Source organism: Streptomyces sp. SCPE 10, assembly GCF_051980735.1.
Classification (GTDB): Bacteria; Actinomycetota; Actinomycetes; order Streptomycetales; family Streptomycetaceae; genus Streptomyces; species Streptomyces misionensis.
The window spans coordinates 2,874,268-2,893,968 of sequence record NZ_CP197069.1 but is presented as its reverse complement, the minus strand read 5'-3'; the positions used below and the strand labels follow the sequence as shown (position 1 = coordinate 2,893,968).

The window sequence follows — 19,701 nt, the reverse complement described above, 5'->3', positions numbered from 1 at the left end:
CGCCAGTTACGCGGTACGGACGTCAACTCCGCATCCGTGAAGGGACCGTAGCCGAGATGAAGCCGACCACCCGAGGAAACCTTGCCGCCGTCGTCACCGGCGCCCTGGCCACCGCCCTGGCCGCCGCCACCCCCGCCGCCGCGGCCGGCTCGGTCCCCGTCCCGGTACCGCTGGGCGGCGTCTCCCAGTCCCTCGGCATCCCGGTGCCCGAGGCCTCCCTGGACGTGCCGCTGCCGACCCCGGGCACCCCCGACGGCCCGCGCTACACCACCGGCCGGCTGCTGCCCGAGGGCATCCTGCCCCAGGTCCCGGTCGGCGGCGCCCTGCCCGGCGCCGGCCTGCACGCGCCGCTGCCGCGGCTGCTCGGCGAGGGCTTCGACCACCTCGACGTCGACGCCCCCGCCTCCGGCCTGCACACCCTCGGCCCCGGCCTGGACCTGGACGCGCCCCTCACCCAGCCCGACCCGCACGACTTCGGCCTGCCCGGCCTCAAGGCCCCCGAGGCCGGCCTCCTCGCCCCGGCCGTGCGCACCGTCGCCGACGCCGGCCTCGGCGCCGACTCCGGCCGGTAACCCGCACGGCCTCCCGCCGGCGCCGTTCGGCCGTACCCGGGTGACCCGCACGGCTCCCTTGTCCGCGCGTTCGGCCGTATCCCGGTGACCGGGGCCGCCCCCGGCCGGTTACCGGCTGCGACAACCGACCCCGGACGAGGAGGGTGCGATGACCGACGGCGAAGCGGTGGCCGCGAAGGAGCGGACCGGAGCGGATACGACGGCCGGGCCGACACGGAGACGGGTGGCGCGGGGACTGCTGTCCTGTGTCGCCGCCCTCTCCCTCACCCCGGTCGTCGCCGCCGCCCGGCCGGTGCCGCCGGCCGCGGGCCCCGGCGGCGACTCCTTCGACGAGACCTACCGGGGCCGGCACATCCAGGGCGTGCGGATGCCCGAGGAGGGGCGCAGCGGCGCCGACGCCGACTGGCGGATCACCGTCGACGACCGTCCGCTGCATCTGATGCGGCGCGCCGACGGCACCTGGCTGAGCATGGTCGACCACTACACCTCGTACCGGACGCCGCAGGAGGCCGCCCGCGCCGCGGTGGACGAACTCGGCCCCGGCCAGCGGCTGCGCGACCTGGCCCCCGCCCCGCTGGGCGACGCACGGCCCGGCAGCGTCCTGGACCTGCTGGAACACCTGGGCCTGGAGTGGGGGGACCGGCATGGCGTACGTGCGTAAGAACGTTCGCGCCCTCACCGCCGGCGAGCGGCGGCGGTTCGTCAACGCCCTGCTGGAAGTCAAACGGCGTGGCGAGTACGACGAATTCGTGCGCATCCACATCGCGTACTACGCCGCCGACGGCGAGACCGGTCTGCGCACCGCCCACATGGCGCCCTCCTTCCTCCCCTGGCACCGCCGGTTCCTGCTGGAACTGGAGGGGGCGCTGCGCCGCGTCGACTCCTCGGTGACCGTGCCGTACTGGGACTGGACCCGGGACCGCTCGGCGACCTCCGTGCCCTGGACCGCCGATCTGCTCGGCGGCAACGGGCGCCGCTCCGACCAGCAGGTGACGACCGGGCCGTTCGCCTACGCGGCGGGCCACTGGACCATCCGGGAGGGCGTCACCGACGGCCGCTACCTCACCCGGGACCTGGGCCGCGCCGCCTCCCCCCTCCAACTGCCCACGCAGGGCGACGTGGACTGGGCGCTGAACGACACGGCGTACGACGTACACCCCTGGGACTCGACCGTCACCCGGGGCTTCCGCAACAAACTGGAGGGCTGGGGGACCGGCAGCGGCAGTGCCTCCTGGCACAACCACAACCGGGTGCACCGCTGGGTGGGCGGGGCGATGCTCGGCGCCGCGTCCGTCAACGACCCCGTGTTCTGGCTGCACCACGCCTTCCTGGACATGCTGTGGGAGCGCTGGCAGCGGGCGCACAAGAGCCACCGCTATCTGCCGGCCGAGCCGCCCGGCGCCGGTGACGCGCAACGCGGCCGGGTCGTCGCCCGGCACCAGAAGCTGCCGCCGTGGGACGAAACCCCGGACCAGCTGGAGGACGTGAGCCGGATCTACCGGTACGCCTGACGGCCGTCGCGGCGCACGCGAAGAGCCCCGGCGCTCGGAGGTGCCGGGGCTCTTCGCTGGTCACGGCGTGGATCAGTTGCCGTAGTCGCCGCCCTGCTGGGCGAAGCCGCCGCCCGGGTTGGCGCAGGTGTTGCCGAAGCCCGGGTTCAGCAGGCCGATCACGTCGATCGTGTCCCCGCAGAGGTTCACGGGGATGTTGACCGGGACCTGGAGGGCGTTGCCCGACAGCACGCCGGGGGAGCCGACGGCCGCGCCCTGGGCACCCGCGTCGGCCAGGGCCAGACCGGCTCCGCTGATCACCACGGCACCGGTGCCGAGGGCTACGGCGGCTGCCTTCGCGATGCGAGACATCACGTTCTCCTTTGTCGCTCGGGAAGTGCGACGGCAGGACCAGCCGCCGCACTCCCCGTTCAACGCCGTCGCTCTGGGGTGGTCACGGTGATCACCCGGGGATCACTCGTTCAACAGGCACGTTCACGGCAGCCTGCGTATCGGGGCGCCCGCCAGGTACGCCCGGATGTCCTCCACCGCCTGCGTGTAGTAGGTGCGGTAGTTGGCGCGGGAGACGTAGCCGAGGTGGGGTGTGGCGAGCAGCCGGGGCGCGGTGCGCATCGGGTGACCGGCGGGCAGCGGCTCGATGTCGAAGACGTCGACGCCGGCGCCCGCGATCCGGCCCTCGTGCAGCACGGCCAGCAGCGCGTCCTGGTCCACCACGGAGGCGCGGGAGGTGTTGACGAGGTAGGCGGTGGGCTTCAGCAGGGCGAGCTCGGCCGCGCCGATCAGGCCCCGGGTGCGCTCGCCGCCCGGCACGTGCACGGTGACGAAGTCGCTGCCGGCGAGCAACTCCTCCTTGGAGGCCGCCGCTTCGACCCCGGCCGCCGCGGCCCGCTCCTCGGTCAGGTTCGGGCTCCAGGCGCTCACCCGCATCCCGAAGGCGAGCCCCACCCGGGCGACCCGGCCGCCGATCCGGCCGAGCCCGAGCACACCAAGGCGGGCACCGTCGAGATCGGCGCCGACCGTGGACTGCCAGGGGCCGCCACCGCGCAGCGCGGTGTTCTCCTGGACGATCCCGCGGGCCAGGCCCAGCAGCAACGCCCAGGTCAGCTCCACCGGCGGAGTGCCGGAACTCTGCGTGCCGCACACGGTGACGCCCCGCACCTCGGCGGCCGCGTAGTCGATCACGGTGTTGCGCATCCCGGTCGCCACGATCAGCCTCAGCCGGGGCAGCCGGGCGAGCAGCGAACCCGGGAAGGCGACGCGCTCGCGCAGGGTGACGACGATGTCGTACTCCGCGAGCGCCGCGGCGAGGGCGTCCTCATCCTCCAGGTGCCGGCGCAGTGCGACGACCTCCACCGCGTCCTCGATCAGCGACCAGTCGGCCGACTCGGCGGCCACCCCCTGGAAGTCGTCCAGCACCGCACAACGAAGCCGCACGCTTTCTCCCCTCTCGATCCTCCGGGTCCGCAGTATGGCGGACGGCGCGATCGGGCCCGCCGGGGGCGGCGCCCTTGGCCCCGGGCCGCGCGGGGGCCGTCAGGGGTTCGTCGAGTCAGGTCGCCGCGCGGCTCGGGCGGCACGGAGCGCGTCGGCGAGGTTGTCGCGGCTGATGAGGGTGTGGGGGTGGGTTTCGCCCAGGACGCGTTCGCGTTGGGCGAGAGTGGTCTCGTACAGGGGGACGGCACGGGCGAGGTCGCCTGCGGCCCGGTAGGCGTTGGCGAGGTTGTGGCGGGAGTTCAGGGTGTGGGGGTGGGTTTCGCCCAGGACGCGTTCGCGCTGTCCGAGAGTGGCCTTGTACAGCGGGATGGCACGGGTGAGATCCCCTGCGGCCTTGTAGGCGCCGGCGAGGTTGTTGCGGCTGATCAGGGTGTCCGGGTGAGTGACACCCAAAGTCTCCTCCGACTGCCTGAGGGTGGTCTCGTACAGGGGGATCGCGCGGGCGAGGTCGCCGGCGGCCTTGTAGGCGTTGGCGAGGTTGTTGCGGTGGATCAGGGTGTGGGCATGGATGTCGCCCAGGAGTTTCTCGGACCGGGCGAGGGTGGCTTCCAGCAGGGGGACGGCGCGGGCCGGGTTCCCCGCGTCGGTGTAGGCGTTGGCGAGGTCGTTGCGGCCGGCCAGGGTACGGGGATGGGCGTCGCCCAGGGTCTCCTCGCACAGTGCGAGGGCGGCCTCGTACAGGGGGATCGCCCGGTCCGGGTCACCGGCGTCCTGATACGCGCCGGCGAGACCCTGGCGGCTGGTCAGGGTCTGCGGATGGCTGTCGCCGAGGAGTTGCTCGTAGTGCGCGAGTGCGGCTGTTCGCAGGCCGACGGTGTGCGCGTTGCGGCCCTCGCGGTCCTGGTACTCGGCAAGGGCCTGCAACACGTTGGCGGTCTCGATGGACGCCGGAGTCCCCGGTGGCGTCGACTCGGTGATGGCGATCGCATGGGGGAGGAGCCGCTCCCACGGCGGGCTGCCGGTGTCGTCGTCGGCGGCCCGCTGGAGGAGTCGTTCGGCATCCTGCCGACCAGGGGGATACCCGCCCGATTCCTTGCCGGGCGGCCGGCTGCGCAGGACGGTCTGCACGAGGCGGTGCACGCTCACGCTTCGGCGGTCGGCGCTGTAGGCGATCATGTTGTAGGCGTGGAGCGCGCCCAGTGCCTCGCCGAGGGTGCGCGCGTCGGGGCAGAGCGGGGCGAGCAGCGTGCGCGGGATGACATCGGGGGCCAGCCAGGCCATGGCGTCGAGCAGCGTGATGGCCTGCGGGTTCCGGCGTTCGATGACGGTCAGGGTGTGGCGCCAGACGGCGGCGATGGTGCGCTCGGGGTCGATACCGCCCACGGTCGTGTCGATGACCTGCCCGAGCATCGCCCGGTACTCGCCCAGCGGGGTGCCGGTCTCGAAGAGATAGGCGCCCGCCTGCTCCAACGCCAAGGGCAGGTAGCCCAGTTCGGCGGCAAGGGCGGCCGCGTCGCGGCGCTGCCGTGGTGTGGGTGCGCACTCCGCTCCGAGGGCGAGGGTGCACAGCAGTCCGGTGGCGGCATCGGGGTCCAGCAGCCCCAGGGGCATGGTGGGGGCGACGGCGTGCCAGCCGGTCGCGGTGCGGCTGGTGGCCAGGTGATGACCGTCCGGGAGCATGCCCAGGTAGTGGCGCAGATCGGCGGGGTTCTCGACGTTGTCGAAGACCAGCAGCCAGCCGGGATGCCACTGCAACCACCTGATGGCCCACGCCGCCCGTTCCTGTACGCCCGTGGTGGTCGCCCAGTGCGGGCACAGCCGGGTGGCGATGCCGGCCAGGCCGGCGACGATCTGCTTGGTGCTCGTGGCGTTGATCCACCAGACCAGCGTGTAGGTGCGCCGGAAGGTGTGGGCGTAGTGCAGGGCGAGGGTGGTCTTGCCGATCCCGCCCAGCCCGTGGATCACCCGCGTCCCGGCCACCCGTGTGACCGCGGCCTCTCCCGCCCCGGTCAGGAGCCGGCGCAGCTCGGCGAGCTCGGCCGCACGCCCGACGAAGACCCCGGACGCGGGCCCGGGAAGGTTGCCCTCCCCGGGTGGCGCCTCAACCTCCTTGGCCCAGCGCACCGTTTCGGCGGGCAGCATCACCACCTCGGCACCGTCGCCGGTGATCGCCACGCTGACGCTGCCGCCCACCGAGAGGGACCGCTCGCCTGTCGCCCGGGGCCCGCCGCCCCCGGATCCGGGACCGTCCGTCATGGGCGGATCGTCGTGTGGTCCCCGGTGACGGCCGTGCCGATGCTCTTGGCGGCGATGGACCGTTCGCCCGACGCCGTCACGTTCACCGTCTCACCGGCCGTGGGCAGCATCCGGGCCAACTCGGACAGCAGCTCGGCATCCTCGCGCAGCGCCCGCTTGATCTGCTGGCGCACGGCGGCCGCCGCGTCCGCGTCCCCCGGCGCGTCGGCCGCTTCCCGCACCGAGGCTTCCAGCTCCGCCCGGCCCTGGTCGTCGCGGCTGCGCCACACCGCTCGCAGGATCCGCCGCCCCACGTTCGCCGTGGCGTCCACGGCCGCGCTCTCCGCCCGGGCGAACACCGCCGTCCCGTACGCACTCACCGCAGTGGTCAGGTACGGCCCGGCCGACTCCACCAACTGCGCGACTTCGCCGCTCACTTGACCCCCAGTGCTCACGACTTCCGGGGCCAAGCCTAGGAACGGAGCCCCCCTCGCACCAGCCGAACGCCCTGAACGGAACGGGCGCGCCCGCCCGATGTGCGCTGCCACGCGGGTGAACTGCCGTGGGTGCTTCGGCTTTGCCGCGCCGGCCCAAACGGTTTCACGCTTCTTCGAGGGCTTCCCCGAACTCGCGCAGCACTTTGCCGTGACGACTGCGGGCCAGTTCGTGCCCGACCCCGATGGCGAGCGCGACCGGCCATTCGACGAGTTCGAGCGCCGTCAGGACGCCGAGGCCCGCGAGGAACGCGAGCTGGTCCCCGGGCGGCAGATCGACTCGCAGGCCGCCCATGCGGACAGTGATCGAATTGCCCCTGACGACCTGCTCGGCCGCGGCACCGGGCCCCTGGGGCTTCGTGATCGGAACCGGCCCACCGGACGGCGCCGTCCCGGCACCGGAGTCTGTCCTGCTTGCTTGCACGGTCATGGCTCACCCGCTTCATCGCAACGGTGCCGGGCATCCGCTCGACGTCCCCCTCCTTCCACGCTAACTCCGCACGGCAGGGGTCTCGGCCCGGGGGAAAGACCCCTCCTCGGGGAAGGACCCGGGCCCCGCAGCACCGTCCGTGGATCGTGGCCGTGGCGCCTGCTGTCCGGACAGCACGGCCAGGGCCTCTCGTTTGGATCGTGCCGGGCTCGCGGGGTCTGGCACCGCTCCCTGATCCGGCCTGATCCAAACGAAAGACCCTAGTCGTCGCGTGTGCAGCGGCCCTTCGGGTCGGGGGCCGGGGGACGGCACTGGAGGGGGAAGTCGGCGCGGCTGGTGCTCAGGTAGCGGCCGATGCAGGTGTTCGCGGTGGTGCGGCCGTGCCTGGCGCAGTAGGCGAGCGCGGCACGGCCGTCGGGGAAGGGGCCCGGCGCGTAGATCACCCAGTAGCCGGGGCGCAGCGAGGCGTAGTCGTCGCTGCGCAGGTAGAGCGCTTCGGGCACGGAGGCGCGGATGCGTTCGAGGCGCTGGTCGCGGGCGGCGGCGCCCGAGGAGACGGGCTCGGAGTACAGCTGCGCGATCCAACGGCCGCCGTCTGCCGGGGCCGATGACCGCCGAGACGCGCTCGGCGCGGGGGAGGAGGACGTGCTCGGCGCCGGGTCCGGGCTGTGCTCCGGACCGGGGCTCGCCGGCCGCGTGTGAGGGGCGGAGGTGAGCGAGGCGGGCGTGGTCGTGGCGACGGCCGTCCCGGCGGTCGGTCCGCTGTCCTTGCCCGTGCGCAGGGTCAGTACCAGCGCGGCCGCCGTGACCACGGCCAGGACGGCGGTCGCGGCGAGGAGCGCCGGTGCACGGCGGCGGGTCGGGGCCGGCGTCCCGGGCCCGGGGACGTCCTGCTGCGTGGGGGTCGCCTGGAGGACCGGGGCCGGCGTGCGGGCCGCCGTCAGCGTCGGCTGGGCCCAGCTGGGCGTGGTGCCGGCCTCGACCTGGGCGAGCATCGCGTCCAGCCGACCTGCGTCGGGGCGGGCCGCCGGGTCCCGCACGAGGAGGGACCGCAGGACGGGGGCCAGGGGCCCGGAGCGTACGGGCGGGGGGACCGGCTCTTCGAGGACCGCGGCCAGGGTGGCGGGCGTGGTCGCGCGGCGCAGCGGGCTCGCGCCCTCCGTGCACAGGTACAGAACCAGCCCGAGGGACCACAGGTCGGAGGCCGGGTCGTCGTCGCGGCCGCGGATGCGTTCGGGAGCCATGTACTCCGGGGTGCCGACGAATTCACCGGTCGCGGTCAGTGCCGTCGTGCCCTGGAGGGCGGCGATGCCGAAGTCGGTGAGGGCGGCGGTGCCGTCGGGGCGGATCAGGATGTTCGCGGGTTTCACGTCCCGGTGCCGGATGCCGGCGGCGTGCGCGGCGCGCAGGGCGGAGAGGATCTGCCGGCCGATGCGGGCCGTCTCCGCCGGACTCAGCGGCCCCGCGTCGACGCGCTGTTGGAGCGAGGTGCCGGGCACCAGCTCCATCACGATCCACGGGTGCGGCTCCGCCTCGACGACCTCGTACACCGTCACCACGTGCGGGTGGCTGAGCCGGGCCAGCGCCCTGGCCTCCCGTAAGACCCGCTCCCGCACGGTGTGCGAGGCGTCCGCGTCCTGGCGCACCGCCTTGAGGGCCACCTCACGGTCCAGCAGCGTGTCCCTGGCACGCCACACGGTCCCCATCCCCCCGCTGCCGAGCCGCTCGATCAGCTCGAAGCGCCCGCCGACCCTGTCCCCCGGTGTCATGCCGGTCAGGCTAGGCCAACCGATGACGACCCGGAAGGCGGCCGACCACGGGACGGCGGCCCCAACGGCTTGCCCCGGCCGGCGGCTCCGCCAGACCGGACACGCCCGACCGGCACGACGTCCACGGCAATCGGCAGGCCGGCGAACGCACGGTCGCGGAGGTTTGCTTGGATGCCCAAGATGACGACGAACTCCCCTGGGCCCCGCACGGACGACGCCGACTCCGGCCGTCTGAAGGTCCTGCTGGAACGCGCCGCAGGCGGACGGGACGACCAGGCCTGGAGCGACCTCTGGACGGAGCTGTACCACAACGGATCGCTGGACGTCGCCCATCCGCTGGTGCTGCCGACGCTGGCGGACATGGCGGACGCCGGCAACGCCGACACGGCGGCTTCGGCCCTGCACCTGGCCGGTGCCCTTCTCGTCCAGGCCGACCAGCGGCACGAGACCCGGAACCTGCGGCGCCGGTACGCGCCGGACGTCACCCGACTCCTGGGCGCCGCGAACCGGTGGCGGCAGGCCACCGCCGACCGGAACGACTACTGCCACCTGCTCGAAGCCGTCCTGAACCTGGAGGGCGACATCCACTGGGCGGAGGACTTGATCTGGGGTGTCGTCAGCGAGGAGTACGAACTCGAATGCCCCGATCCCGACGGGTGCGCGACCCTGTGGGTGATCATCGGAGAGCGGGGCTTCTTCAGCGCGGTGGGGGACCACGCCCGCTGCGATGACACCGAGACCTTCCCCCTCCAACCGGCCGATCCCCGCACCCTGCAAGGTCTCGGCCGCCGCCTCCACGACCTCGCCCTGACCGACGGCCACGAAGACGTCGCGCGAGCCCTGACGTACGCCTTCGGCGAGGCGACCTGCCCGGAGTGCGAGCAGCGCTTCTCCATCGCCGAGCAGATCGCCGCGCGTTCCAACTGAGAACCGCGCGGGGGCCGACGGGCAGCGACGGCCGGACAACCCCGGAGTCCACGAGAGGGGCGTCCGGGCTGACGAGAAGCCCTCCCGAGGGGAGGATGCGGACGGCGCCCCGGGAGGACTCGAACCGGCGGCCAAGCGCATAGAAGGCGCCTGGTGTGTCGACCGGCGCACCCTTGATTACCTGCACCTCTTCTCGTTCCTGGCATACGGTGCCGGGCATTCGACAGTGCTCAGACCCCGCGTGCTACTCAGTCGCCGGCGAACCGTACATAACTGCCTGCGGTGTTGACGCACTCCCGCAGCACCGCCGCGAGATCATCCAGCGCTGCGCGCTGCCGTTCGTCCGTGCACTGCTCCCGCAAACCGGGCACTTCGGCGAGGGCGGCTTCGGCCTCCTGCTCGTTCATCACCGTGTCCCCGTAGAGGTCGACAGCGGTGAGTCGACCAGGGACACCGAGATAGTGAAGCGCCCCCAAAGCGTCGGCCAACGCATCGGCGTGCCCGTGGGACCCGCGCAAGAACGTCGCGCGAGACTTCTCCCAGTTGCGAGCCGGCCGAGCAGAGTGCAGTTCCACATCGATCCCCACGCCGGTCATCATGCATGCCGCAATGAGGTGTTGCAGATCCACCCTTGTCGACCACTGCTGACTCTTGCATCTGGCACGGCCGCCTCTTCGTCCGCAGGCCACTGAGACCTCAGTCCGGCAGGCAGGAGCGGAATCGGTGGAGCAGTTCAAGTGCCGCAGGGCTGTCTGCGTCGAAGGTCCGGCCTCGTTGTTCGACAGGAAGACCCGGCCCCCAGATACGGGCACCGTGACAGCGGAAGCAGAAGGCGATCTCGAAGAGCTGATCGGTGGAACTGTGCGCCCGGATTCCCCAGCCCGGGAGGAAACAGCGGTACAGCTCACTTCCTGGTAGGTCGGCGATCAGGGACAGGGCCTGCCGGGCTTGGTCTCCCTCCCAGATCGCGGCAGTGTCGCCGGCCAGGTCCTCCGAACGGATATGCCTGACGGGGTCGCTGATGCGGACGACCTCGATGAGCTCGGTCTTCCCCTGGGTGAGCGGTAGCAGCATGCCCCCCAGACTCTCCGATCGTGACATCGCTGACCAGGGACGGCCGCAGCGGGTACGACGATGGCGGCGCCGGCGTTGGGTGTCAGCGGAACAACCCGGGCATCGGGCAGGCCTCCGACGGCTCCTCCGGCCGGTCGGCCCAGCGCCACCAGACGTGCCCCCGTGCTGGTTCCGGGGGCGCAACGGCGACGCCGTTGTCAGTGGCTCCCATCAGAATGTCGCGGACAGATATGGCGATGCAGGAGTGACGTATGGGTACCTGGGATGTCGGTCCCTTTGACAACGACACAGCAGCGGATTTCTGCGGGGACCTTGATGAGGCGGCCGTAGGCGAACGCGAGGGCATTGTCCGCAGCACTCTCATACGCGTGATCGAAAACGCGGGTTACCTCGAAGCACCTGACTCCGAGGAAGCCGTAGCTGCGGCCGCTCTTGTCGCCGCGCAGTGCCCTGGGGGTGAACCTGCCGATCCCATTTACGGGACTGAAGAGCCTCTTCCTGATCTCACCGGCCTGCGCGATCTCGCGCTCCAGGCCATCGACCGTGTCATGACCGAGCCTTCCGAGCTGATGGACCTGTGGGCCGAATCGGATGGCGGCCCCTGGCGCGCGAACATCCGGCGCCTGCAGAACGTGCTCCTGCCGCAACCGTCCGCAGAACAGCTCAGCCTGATCTGAGTGACCGTGACGCTCCTCAACCCTTGCCAGGAAGGCCGCAATGAGCTGGGACGTACTCCTCCTCCGCCTGCCCGACGACCTCACCTCCGTGCAGGAGATCCCCGCCGACCACACCCCGGACTCGCTCGGCCGACGACGTGACGTGCTCGCCGCTGTCACCCAGGCCTGTCCCGAAGCAGATCTCTCGGACCCCGCGTGGGGCGAAGTTTCCGGTCCCACTTGGTCCATCGAGCTCAACATCGGCTCAGAAGACCCCGTGGGATCGATCATGCTCCATATCCGGGGCTCCGGTGACGACGCGCTGACGCCTGTCTTCCGCCTTGCCGAGGCTCTGCGGTGCAAGGTGCTCGACTGCGCGGAAGGAGACCTGATCGCTCCGGGACAAACGTCAGGCTGGCACACTTTCCAGCAGTTCCGCGATCGAGTGGTCGGACCCTCGCAGTGATGTCTCCCAGTCGCAGCACCGCATCCGTCCCATGCACCTGAAGCCTGTTTGTGCCTTGAGGGCCTCCTTCCGCCTGGTCGGATGATCACGTCTGGCGAAGGCGACGGAGACGCACAGCTGTGGGAGTGCGGAACTCGGGCAGATCAGACACGGATCCAGCAGTACAGCCGTTCCCCGCGCCGCTGAGCCCCTCGGGCGAGTTCCGCCAACTCATACAGCAGGCCACCGAGCACGTCGGTGTCGCCAGATCCCTGCTCTTCGACCCAACGCCGCGCCGCCGCAAGTCAATTCAGCGGCCTCCATCGGTCCCGTTTGAAGATCGTGCACCGTTCTGAACGAGACGGGAACTGCTCGGCAGCTCATCACCACGCGCCGTGAGCTGGACAGCCGTACCCGGACCGGTGCCTGGGGGCCCGGGCCCGCATGTTCGGGTCCGCGGGTACTTCTGGGAGATCCGTAAGCGGCGGGACCTCAAGGGCCGTGCTGCGGGCGAGACGCGCGCGGTGCCGGGGCACAGAACAGCGTCGCCGTGCTTCCGGCCACCTACGTCCGCTGTGTCGACGGGCAGCTGCCCGCTCTGAAGAGGCGGCTCGAAGCGGCTGAAGATCTTCGCTAGGAGTTCCCAGGAGCCGGCCCCCGACCGACCCTGCGGCACGGAAACCTCGACACGTAGTCGACACGGCCACCCGCGAGAACCCGGTGACAGCCGGCAGCCCCGGGGGCCACGAGAAGGGCGTCCGGGGCTGACGCGCGCCCGGCCGTACCTGCCCTGACCAGCAAAAAGCCCTCCCCGAGGGGAGGGCTTCGGAAGGCGCCCCCGGCAGGACTCGAACCTGCGGCCAAGCGCTTAGAAGGCGCTTGGCGGGTCGCGTATCGCACCCTCCCTGACTTGCCCGTCTTCGCGTGCTCGGCGTCTCGTGGACCAGCCTTCGACACGCATTCGACTGGCGGCGGCCAAGGATCCGGTAGAGACCGGATCGAGGCATCAAGATCACAAAAAGCCTCTTTTACGAGGCTGACTTCCCCCCTCGCGGCGCGCACTGTAGCTGTAGCGAGGCCGGGATCGATCGGCAGGGCGGACCGCGTGGACGCGACCACTCGGGCACTGACTCCGGCCCTCGTACGCGAAATTCTGACGGAGCCACTCGGGTACGGGAGGCGTGATGGATAGTCACTGGGAGGGCAACGGCCCAGAACCGTCACCGATTGATCGGAATCTCATAGACGATCTCGCAGTGGGCGGCGGGCACCACGATGTCCGCCGTCTCGACGGGTAGCCCTTGATCGCTGTAGTACGTCCGTCGGATGTGCGTGACGAGCGAGGCCTTCTGGATGCCGAGTATCGACGCCTCCTCGGCGGTCGCCTGCCTGGGCTCGGGCTGCTCGACGGCGTGGCTGACGGTGATGCCGATCGCGGCCATGCGGTTCACGACACCTTCCCCGGCGTGCGGCCCTCCCTCGGGTAGGACGACGAGGGTGCCAGCGGTGAGGTCGTACGGCTCCCAGCTCGTGGACAGCTGCACAGGCCTGCCGTCGCCCAGGAACTCGTACGTCGTCCGGACGCAGAGATCACCTTCGGCGATACCGAGCCGTGCCGCGATGTCCGCCGGAGCCGGCACCTTGGCGTCGGTCCGACTCTCCCAATCCCCTTGCCTGCCCACGGCCTTCATGTCCGCCCGGAACGGCGACCCGTCGGGCCGCTCCCGTGCGGACGACCGGACCATGCGCACCCGTTGCCGTGGCTCGGCGACGTACGTGCCGGAACCGGCGCGCCCCTCCAGCACTCCTTGGGAGATCAGCAGCTCCTGAGCCCGGCGGACGACGTTCTCGCCGACCCCGCACTCCTGGCCGATCTGGGCGCGGGACGGCAGGCGGTCTCCGGGCTCCCATACGTGCTCCGCGATCCGCCGCCGGAGTTCGTCGGCGATGCGGAGATAGGGCGGCTGCTCAGGCATATGGAAAATCTAGTCCACTAGCTCTAATCTAGTTAACTAGCTTCACTGAAAGTGATCGCCGGTGACGGAGGCTGCCCTGTGCCCGCTTCGGGAGTTCGCGCGGCAGCCATCGCTGCCCGGCTGTCGGCCCTCGGGCTCCCCGCACGCCTGGAGGAGCACGACCGGTCGTGGTCGGTCGAGGCAGAGGTGCCGGAATCGCTTCCGGACGAGTCCTGGCGGGAGGTCTTGGAAGCCGTGGCGGAGGCCGATCGGTTCGGGCTTCTCGCCACCAGCCTGAACGGCCGCACCCTCTGGGCGGCCGTACGCAAAGCGGTCCCCACGACGGGCAATGTCGGGGGACCGAGCCATCAGCGATAGGAGCTGAACAGCGTGCTCAACCGTATCCGCCGCGCCGCCTCACTCACCAGAGCGCGGTACGCCCGCAAGGGCAGGCATCGCCGCCCCTTAGCGCCCTCTCGGCCGCAGGCTGCCCATGTCCTGCCCGTCCCTGCCGATGCTCCGACGGCGGTCCTGAGCCGGACTACCGAAGCCGCAAACCACCGCGTCCCACTCGCGGGGGAGGAAAACGCGCTCGTCCGCCCGTACGTGCTGGCCTGGGAGCAACGAGTACGGCGGCGCGCGCTGGTGGTCACCTCTCACATGCCGGCTGAGGCGTGGTCGTCTCTCGCGGGAGGTTGCTAATGCTTCCTCCCAAGCGGCCCCCCATCACCGAGACGTCGGCCATTCCGTACCGCTCGGCCGTGTGCTGCATCGGCATACACCTTGCTTGCGTCGAGTCCTCGTCGGTCTCCGCACCGGTCGACCTGCCGCTTGTGTACGAGACGTGCGCCTGCCCGTGCCACACGGTGCCTCCCCACTCTATGAAGGCGGAGGCGGAGCGGTGAGCGGCCGGGCACTCGGCGGCGCGCTGGTCTCCAACGTCGAGGTCACCGCGGCCACCGTGCAACGAGGCGACGTCATCCAACTCGGGGGCCTGCCCTGTCGGGTTGCCGACCTCTTCCAACTCCCTCAAGGCGCCAAGCAGCTCCTCTTTGAGTCTGGCGAACTGCTGACGATGCACGCGCGAACCCGACTTGTCGCCGTTCGCATGCTGAGAAGGCGGTGAACCGGCCCGTGCGTGCACGCCATCACGAGATCGCCGACGATCTCCGGCAGCAGATCACGAGCGGCCGCATCAAGCCCGGCGAACGCCTCCCCTCTGAGGCTGGCCTCGCCGTCCGCTACAAGGTCAGCACGGTGACCCTGCGGAACGCCCTCGCGGTCCTCCAGGCCGAGGGCCTGGTCGAGAAGATCCACGGCAAGGGCAACTTCGTCCGCCGTCGGCCTCGCAAGACCGTGTACGTCGGCGGCTGGGGGACGTTGGATCCGTGGACCGCCGGAGAAGCAGCCCTGAACATCACGGTCAGCACCACCACAGTTGCAGCACACGGACATCTGACGACCTTGCTCAAGGTGCCGGCGGGCAGCCCACTCACCGAGTTCTTCTGCCTCAGCCGTCAGGGAGAGTCCCCGCGGGGGCTGGCCCGTATTTACATCCCGCCCGACCTGACCCCAGCCGGAGTCGAGGACGACAACGCCCCCTGGCGGGAGACAGCCACGCGCTTCGCGGTCCTGAGTAGGCCACCGGCAACTGTCCGGGAGACGGTATGCGCTCGCCCACCGACCCCGGAGGAAGCGTCTGCCCTTCGGCTCCGCTCCTCGGCGCCAGCCCTCGCCATCACACGCGTCGCAACCGACACTTCCGGGCGGGTCATCGAGGCCGCACTTCTGGCGTTCCCCGGCGACCACGTCGACGCCGTCTTCACCACCCACCACCCGACCGATGAGAGGCAGACTCAAAAATGACGGCACCGAACGAACTACGACTCCTGCCGTGGTCGGGCTCGGACGGCAAGCCCTGCTACCTGAGCACCGACGACAAGACCGGCTACATGTCCCGCCTGGCGGACAACATCGAAGCGATTCAGCTGGGAACGGCAACCGAACTACTGGAACACGCCTCGGATACCCTCAACGACCCTGACGTGGGCCCGGAGGACCTGCGCCTCCTGGCAAAGGAACTGACCGGGGCCCTGCGGGACGTACTCCGCGTCGCGACCAGCCGCGGCCACCTCCTGACCGCGAGCAAACCACACCATCCCTGAAACGGCGGCCGCAAACAGCGCCCACCCGTGACATCCTTCCACCTCGCGTGGGGAGGGGAGCCCGAGCATCAACTGGCTCCCCTCCCCACTGCTTTATGTCGGACGCTGGAACGCAGGGCATCGAGGGAGGAAGACTCTGAGCCATCAACTTGGGAAGCTTGGGTTTCTTGGTGGCGGTTTGCTGGGCCGAACTGCGGCGAAGCAGTGTTGGAGCCTTGGCCCCATCCGGGGCAAGTCCCCGCTGTTCCCCGTGGTTCCCCGCAGGATCTGGCACGCATCTGGCACGTCCGACCAGTCCGGGCTGAGAGGCTGAGCCCGTGACTGATGATGAGGTTGTCGAGGCGTTGCGTATCGCAGCTCGGGCGGGGACTTTGCCTCCGCCCGCAACACCGGAGGCTGTCGCTGCGGCGGAAGAAGTCATCGGGTTCCCGTTGCCTCCTCTCCTGCGGCGCTTGTACGTCGAGGTCGCCAACGGCGGATTCGGCCCGAACGAAGGCATCCTGGGGGTGCGCGGCGGGGCCGCGCAGGGCAACTTTGCGGACATCGCCGAGCTGTACCAGGACGGTCCGGACCCGTCCGGCCGCATCCCGGCCGGCCTGGTGTTGATCTACGACTGGGGCTGCACTATCTGGTCGCTGGTCGACTTCCGCGATCCTGCGGGCGTCATGTGGTGCAACCACGAAGGCGAGTGCTGGTCCCAGGGCGTGAACCTCGCGGAATGGCTGATGGGCGCGCTGGCAAGAACCCTGACGGCGGAAGCACTGCTGGAGAGCCAGCCCACTTCGTAGACCAGCTTCCCCACCGCCCTGAGCCGGTACTTCTCCTTCGCGGTTAAGGGACTTGAACCCAGGACCTCTTCGTCCCGAAGCAACTTGGAAGGAGCCTTGACCTTCAGCTGATCTGCGGCTCACCTGCGCTGATGGTCCGCAACCGTCCGCGCTCATCCGCCGATGTTCGGCGGCGTTGTCACGCAGTTAGACACTCACTCCGCGGGTCCGTCCTACTTCTTGCGGCGCTTGCTCGCCTTCTTCTTCAGCTCGGCCTGGCCGCGCTTCGTCCAGTCACCTTGGTGGCGGTAGCAACGTGACGTGCCTTTCATCGTCTTGTTGCGGCAGCTGCCTCGGTCCGTCGGCCAACCGCACTTCCCCTGCTTCCACTCACCCACGGTCCCTCCCCCTCCTTGGTCCGCATGGGATCCGAGCATCCAGCCTGGGGCACCCTGCCTACACAGGGGCAGGGCGCATAGCCGGGTGCATCGAGTGAACCGGGCGTACGCCGGTGAGTACGTCGAGATCCGTCGTGGGCCTGGACCGATCAGGGCTCCCAGCTTGGGAAACTGCGATCACTTGCGGCCGGTTTGGGCATTGACCTGGGCAAACGGTCAAGTACCTGACTTGAGGGCTGAAGAGCGTCAGGATGCTTCCATGTCTAGTCATCAACTTGTGCGCTTCCAGATCTCTGGCCTCGTCGCCAACGGCCTCGAGGGCCGTCTTCCCGATGCCGACACTACGAGGATCTTGCTTCAGAACGCATCTCGTCGCCAGCACGGAGCAGGCGGGCAAGCGGCGCTTTTTCCAGAGATGACGTTTGAGGCAGCTAACCAACTCCGTGGTCACCTCCTCGACATGGCTGAGGACATCCGTGCAGGACGGTACAGGTGCAGCGGTGTCACAGCTCAGAGCGCGCAACGTTGCGCCAACCAAGTTCGCTCAGCCATGTTCGTCAGCAATGCGTGTCGCGGAGTACCCGGTGTGGAAGGCATCGACGACTACCTGGGTCTTCGCCGTGGTAAGGCGGAACGGCCGTGATTACCTGTCGGCTGTTTTGTGCCGCTGCCGTAGCGGTCGGTGATCCAACCATAGGAGCACCGCGTTAGGAGAGAGGCTGGGTGATCTGCGGGCTGAGCTGTGGCTTCACCGGCCGAGGAAGTGAGCGGCTACTCGACCGCAGGACACCGGTCTTGACCGTGGCTGCCCCCTGCATCTGGCACGGTTATGGCACGAACCTCAGCCGACGACAGTCAGCCACGACGGCGGGTGCGCCGACGAACCTGGCGCGCGTATGCCTCGCTGCACCCCCACCGGCCTCAGCCACGCTGCCCTGCCGTCGACCAGAGCGAGCCGCGCCGGCGGAAACGTGACCGTGAAACCTGGCCTCTTCACCCCGAGGCAACTCGGGTAGGCGTCTGACTCGGGGCAGTGTCTCTCACCTGCTGCGATGGTCTGTAGGTGTGCGCGGTTGGCCGTCGCTGTCCATCAGCTTTGTCACGCAGTTAGACGCTCACCGGTCATGGTCGCCCGGTGGGTTCGCTGCTGTCGGCGGCACAGGCGCTTAGAAGATGCGGGCAGGCATTGGTGGGCTGGGCTGGCGGCCCTACACTCGCACCGTGTTGGGCAGTCGAGTGTCACTGCCGTCCGCCGTTGTTGCCGTCATTACTGCCGTCACTGCCGTCGGCCGCAGCTTCCACGATGTGTGCGTTGCCGGGCGTGTTGACACCCAACATCGCAGACCGTAAGCCCCCAACTCGGGACTGCGGGGTCTGAAGAGAGTGGGCTAGCGCAGGTACCCGTGTCCGAGACAGTTTTCGGTCACGTGCGTGACCGAGACCCAGCGACTGAAGTTGCCATGCGTGCCGTTCACCTGGGACTACGCCGTCTGGCGGAAGTCTGCGCTTCAACACCCCACGTTGCGGCGGCCGGAATGATACACCAGGCGTATGACAGTCACAGGGGTCGCCGCTAGCCTGGTAGATCGCAGGCTTGGGTCGTGACACCTGGGGGAGTCCAATGCTGCATGGGCAGATGCTCTGCTATGGCGCTGCCGGTGGAGCCTTGGTGTCACTGGTGACACTCTATAAGCACCTGCAGATGCGGAATCAGTGGCCCTGGAAAGTCAAAAATGGGCCCACAAAGCCGATGTACTTCACTGGTGAAGTCATACGGATCTTATTAGGCGCTGGCGTTGCATGGGGCCTTGCTGCAACGGATCAACTAGGCGTCTTCGGGGCAATAGTGGTTGGTGCGGGGGCGCCAGCCATCCTTGACAAGTGGCAGCGAGCGGCGCCCGGGCTCGCGATGACTCAGCACGCGGCAATGACGGAACCATCTCAGCAATCAGGAGTGATTGAGCCTGGCGTAACGAGAATGGCCGTCGGTCGTTCACCTGCTGAGGAAGGTGGCGTGTAAGTATGGGAACTCGTTTCTTAGACGCCCTGACCCACAGCGGTCCAGGGTATGAATTAACACAGGATGACGCGTGGGTCGAACCGCGCTCCAGCGTCAGTCATTTCCTGGATGCGGTAACTCACAACGGTCCGGGCTACTCGTTGCCATCTGCGGCAGAGTTGTCTGAAATCGCCGAACTGAAGCGGCGGAAGAGGAAGGATCTGGACGGTGCACTGTTAGAGGGATTCGAGCAATTCTTCTACGCTAAAGGGCACCTGGAGGCTGCTGCGCGGGCAGAAAGTCCAGAGGAAAAGAAACAGCACATCGAAGCGGCCGTGGCATGCCTGCGTGCGTATCTGCAACATGCTGATGGGTCACTGGGCCTGGCGCTGGAGGCAGCGCGGGAGGCTCTCGGCCCGCTTGACCTACGATCGCGGCTGATGCTGCACCGGCTCGATCGCGTGCTGCGCAGGTTGAAGACCGCTGTTCAAGGCCTCCTCGTCGCCTTACAGAGGTCAGGAAAACCCAGAGAACAGATAGCGCATCAATCGCAAGTAGCCGTGAAGCGGGCTACCCGGTCCATGGAGGTTCTCTGTCACGCTGTAGCTCGATAGGTGAGGAACTGCGTATCCGCAGATTCCAGTTGTAGGGGTGACCCAATAAGCAATGGGTCACCCCTGCGAATTTTTACATGTATTTGAGAGGGGTGGGCTCTATGCCGAGGGCGGTGGAGCGGCTTTGGGCTGGAGCTGCTTTGGGGCGAGTGATCACGGCCCCGTAAGCTTCCGGTGAGTCGGGCAGTCTGTGGACCTGCCCGTTACCGCACGACGTTGGGGCCATGATCTTAGAGGCTCGCCCCAAAGTGGCTGT

General features: G+C 69.3%; 21 protein-coding genes. 12 read left to right on the top strand and 9 right to left on the bottom strand.

What is annotated here, in order from left to right; translation table 11 throughout:
* Positions 1-56 precede the first annotated feature (56 nt).
* The 3 genes from ACSP97_RS13550 (at position 57) to ACSP97_RS13540 (ending at position 2,083) form a co-directional block, all read left to right on the top strand.
* On the top strand, positions 57-572 hold the full coding sequence (locus ACSP97_RS13550; RefSeq protein ID WP_382009373.1) for a hypothetical protein: 516 nt from the start codon (positions 57-59) through the stop codon (positions 570-572).
* Positions 573-720: 148 nt separating this feature from the next.
* Entirely contained in the window at positions 721-1,233 is a 513-nt protein-coding gene (locus tag ACSP97_RS13545) for a tyrosinase family oxidase copper chaperone (RefSeq protein ID WP_355144887.1), read from the top strand.
* Positions 1,217-2,083: a tyrosinase family protein gene (locus ACSP97_RS13540; RefSeq protein ID WP_355324687.1), complete on the top strand. Its 867-nt coding sequence runs from the start codon at positions 1,217-1,219 to the stop codon at positions 2,081-2,083. Before ACSP97_RS13545 ends, ACSP97_RS13540 begins: the two co-directional genes overlap by 17 nt.
* Positions 2,084-2,155: 72 nt before the next feature.
* Here ACSP97_RS13540 and ACSP97_RS13535 read toward each other — a convergent pair whose 3' ends face one another.
* The 6 genes from ACSP97_RS13535 to ACSP97_RS13510 all read right to left on the bottom strand — a co-directional run bounded on the left by ACSP97_RS13535 (position 2,156) and on the right by ACSP97_RS13510 (position 8,445).
* Positions 2,156-2,434, bottom strand: coding sequence for a chaplin (locus ACSP97_RS13535; protein WP_440557679.1), 279 nt, complete (start codon positions 2,432-2,434; stop codon positions 2,156-2,158).
* A gap of 123 nt (positions 2,435-2,557) precedes the next feature.
* Positions 2,558-3,517 (bottom strand): D-2-hydroxyacid dehydrogenase family protein, encoded by a 960-nt coding sequence (locus ACSP97_RS13530; RefSeq protein ID WP_440557677.1) that lies wholly within the window; start codon positions 3,515-3,517, stop codon positions 2,558-2,560.
* A 99-nt stretch (positions 3,518-3,616) separates the two neighbouring features.
* Positions 3,617-5,773 carry a tetratricopeptide repeat protein gene (locus ACSP97_RS13525; protein WP_440557675.1) on the bottom strand — a complete coding sequence of 719 codons (2,157 nt, stop codon included), beginning with the start codon at positions 5,771-5,773 and terminating at the stop codon, positions 3,617-3,619.
* A complete protein-coding gene (locus ACSP97_RS13520) occupies positions 5,770-6,189 on the bottom strand; it encodes a hypothetical protein (protein WP_355144878.1) in 420 nt (139 codons plus the stop codon). Before ACSP97_RS13520 ends, ACSP97_RS13525 begins: the two co-directional genes overlap by 4 nt.
* A 163-nt stretch (positions 6,190-6,352) precedes the next feature.
* Complete coding sequence (locus tag ACSP97_RS13515) at positions 6,353-6,541, bottom strand: hypothetical protein (RefSeq protein WP_358678445.1); 189 nt, start codon at positions 6,539-6,541, stop codon at positions 6,353-6,355.
* Between the two features lie 395 nt (positions 6,542-6,936).
* The gene (locus tag ACSP97_RS13510) at positions 6,937-8,445 is read right to left on the bottom strand and encodes a serine/threonine-protein kinase (protein WP_440557673.1); all 1,509 of its coding nucleotides are present in this window, start codon (positions 8,443-8,445) and stop codon (positions 6,937-6,939) included.
* A gap of 171 nt (positions 8,446-8,616) precedes the next feature.
* On the opposite strand from ACSP97_RS13510, the gene ACSP97_RS13505 reads away from it, so the two are divergent.
* A complete protein-coding gene (locus ACSP97_RS13505; RefSeq protein WP_440557671.1) occupies positions 8,617-9,372 on the top strand; it encodes a hypothetical protein in 756 nt (251 codons plus the stop codon).
* Positions 9,373-9,620: 248 nt separating this feature from the next.
* Here ACSP97_RS13505 and ACSP97_RS13500 read toward each other — a convergent pair whose 3' ends face one another.
* Together ACSP97_RS13500 and ACSP97_RS13495 are read right to left on the bottom strand one after the other, a co-directional pair.
* Positions 9,621-10,001, bottom strand: coding sequence for a hypothetical protein (locus tag ACSP97_RS13500; RefSeq protein ID WP_440557670.1), 381 nt, complete (start codon positions 9,999-10,001; stop codon positions 9,621-9,623).
* 67 nt (positions 10,002-10,068) lie between these two features.
* Positions 10,069-10,446, bottom strand: coding sequence for a hypothetical protein (locus ACSP97_RS13495; RefSeq protein WP_358273968.1), 378 nt, complete (start codon positions 10,444-10,446; stop codon positions 10,069-10,071).
* A gap of 251 nt (positions 10,447-10,697) precedes the next feature.
* Between ACSP97_RS13495 and ACSP97_RS13490 the strand changes: the two genes are divergently transcribed.
* Both ACSP97_RS13490 and ACSP97_RS13485 read left to right on the top strand, forming a co-directional pair.
* Complete coding sequence (locus tag ACSP97_RS13490; protein ID WP_440557669.1) at positions 10,698-11,123, top strand: DUF4259 domain-containing protein; 426 nt, start codon at positions 10,698-10,700, stop codon at positions 11,121-11,123.
* A 40-nt stretch (positions 11,124-11,163) separates the two neighbouring features.
* Complete coding sequence (locus ACSP97_RS13485) at positions 11,164-11,568, top strand: hypothetical protein (protein WP_388289154.1); 405 nt, start codon at positions 11,164-11,166, stop codon at positions 11,566-11,568.
* 1,199 nt (positions 11,569-12,767) lie between these two features.
* Here the strand turns inward: ACSP97_RS13485 and ACSP97_RS13480 are convergent.
* Positions 12,768-13,523: a GntR family transcriptional regulator gene (locus ACSP97_RS13480; protein WP_440557667.1), complete on the bottom strand. Its 756-nt coding sequence runs from the start codon at positions 13,521-13,523 to the stop codon at positions 12,768-12,770.
* A 78-nt stretch (positions 13,524-13,601) separates the two neighbouring features.
* On the opposite strand from ACSP97_RS13480, the gene ACSP97_RS13475 reads away from it, so the two are divergent.
* The 6 genes from ACSP97_RS13475 to ACSP97_RS13450 all read left to right on the top strand — a co-directional run bounded on the left by ACSP97_RS13475 (position 13,602) and on the right by ACSP97_RS13450 (position 19,445).
* The gene (locus ACSP97_RS13475; protein WP_440558422.1) at positions 13,602-13,880 is read left to right on the top strand and encodes a hypothetical protein; all 279 of its coding nucleotides are present in this window, start codon (positions 13,602-13,604) and stop codon (positions 13,878-13,880) included.
* 523 nt (positions 13,881-14,403) lie between these two features.
* The gene (locus ACSP97_RS13470) at positions 14,404-14,628 is read left to right on the top strand and encodes a hypothetical protein (RefSeq protein ID WP_093676705.1); all 225 of its coding nucleotides are present in this window, start codon (positions 14,404-14,406) and stop codon (positions 14,626-14,628) included.
* Entirely contained in the window at positions 14,625-15,368 is a 744-nt protein-coding gene (locus ACSP97_RS13465; RefSeq protein ID WP_440557665.1) for a GntR family transcriptional regulator, read from the top strand. Before ACSP97_RS13470 ends, ACSP97_RS13465 begins: the two co-directional genes overlap by 4 nt.
* The gene (locus ACSP97_RS13460) at positions 15,365-15,667 is read left to right on the top strand and encodes a hypothetical protein (protein ID WP_440557663.1); all 303 of its coding nucleotides are present in this window, start codon (positions 15,365-15,367) and stop codon (positions 15,665-15,667) included. Before ACSP97_RS13465 ends, ACSP97_RS13460 begins: the two co-directional genes overlap by 4 nt.
* A gap of 317 nt (positions 15,668-15,984) precedes the next feature.
* Positions 15,985-16,455, top strand: a complete 471-nt coding sequence (locus tag ACSP97_RS13455; RefSeq protein ID WP_440557661.1) for an SMI1/KNR4 family protein — start codon at positions 15,985-15,987, stop codon at positions 16,453-16,455.
* 2,399 nt (positions 16,456-18,854) lie between these two features.
* Complete coding sequence (locus ACSP97_RS13450) at positions 18,855-19,445, top strand: hypothetical protein (RefSeq protein WP_440557659.1); 591 nt, start codon at positions 18,855-18,857, stop codon at positions 19,443-19,445.
* Positions 19,446-19,701 lie beyond the last annotated feature (256 nt).

Bases quoted from the DNA above. Each gene is read 5' to 3' on its own strand.
- ACSP97_RS13460 (WP_440557663.1), top strand. From the start codon at position 15,365: ATGACGGCACCGAACGAACTACGACTCCTGCCGTGGTCGGGCTCGGAC.
- ACSP97_RS13480 (WP_440557667.1), bottom strand. From the start codon at position 13,523: ATGCCTGAGCAGCCGCCCTATCTCCGCATCGCCGACGAACTCCGGCGG.
- ACSP97_RS13505 (WP_440557671.1), top strand. From the start codon at position 8,617: ATGCCCAAGATGACGACGAACTCCCCTGGGCCCCGCACGGACGACGCC.
- ACSP97_RS13545 (WP_355144887.1), top strand. From the start codon at position 721: ATGACCGACGGCGAAGCGGTGGCCGCGAAGGAGCGGACCGGAGCGGAT.
- ACSP97_RS13510 (WP_440557673.1), bottom strand. From the start codon at position 8,445: ATGACACCGGGGGACAGGGTCGGCGGGCGCTTCGAGCTGATCGAGCGG.
- ACSP97_RS13515 (WP_358678445.1), bottom strand. From the start codon at position 6,541: ATGGGCGGCCTGCGAGTCGATCTGCCGCCCGGGGACCAGCTCGCGTTC.
- ACSP97_RS13535 (WP_440557679.1), bottom strand. From the start codon at position 2,434: ATGTCTCGCATCGCGAAGGCAGCCGCCGTAGCCCTCGGCACCGGTGCC.
- ACSP97_RS13540 (WP_355324687.1), top strand. From the start codon at position 1,217: ATGGCGTACGTGCGTAAGAACGTTCGCGCCCTCACCGCCGGCGAGCGG.
- ACSP97_RS13495 (WP_358273968.1), bottom strand. From the start codon at position 10,446: ATGCTGCTACCGCTCACCCAGGGGAAGACCGAGCTCATCGAGGTCGTC.
- ACSP97_RS13490 (WP_440557669.1), top strand. From the start codon at position 10,698: ATGGGTACCTGGGATGTCGGTCCCTTTGACAACGACACAGCAGCGGAT.
- ACSP97_RS13525 (WP_440557675.1), bottom strand. From the start codon at position 5,773: ATGACGGACGGTCCCGGATCCGGGGGCGGCGGGCCCCGGGCGACAGGC.
- ACSP97_RS13550 (WP_382009373.1), top strand. From the start codon at position 57: ATGAAGCCGACCACCCGAGGAAACCTTGCCGCCGTCGTCACCGGCGCC.
- ACSP97_RS13450 (WP_440557659.1), top strand. From the start codon at position 18,855: ATGGGAACTCGTTTCTTAGACGCCCTGACCCACAGCGGTCCAGGGTAT.
- ACSP97_RS13485 (WP_388289154.1), top strand. From the start codon at position 11,164: ATGAGCTGGGACGTACTCCTCCTCCGCCTGCCCGACGACCTCACCTCC.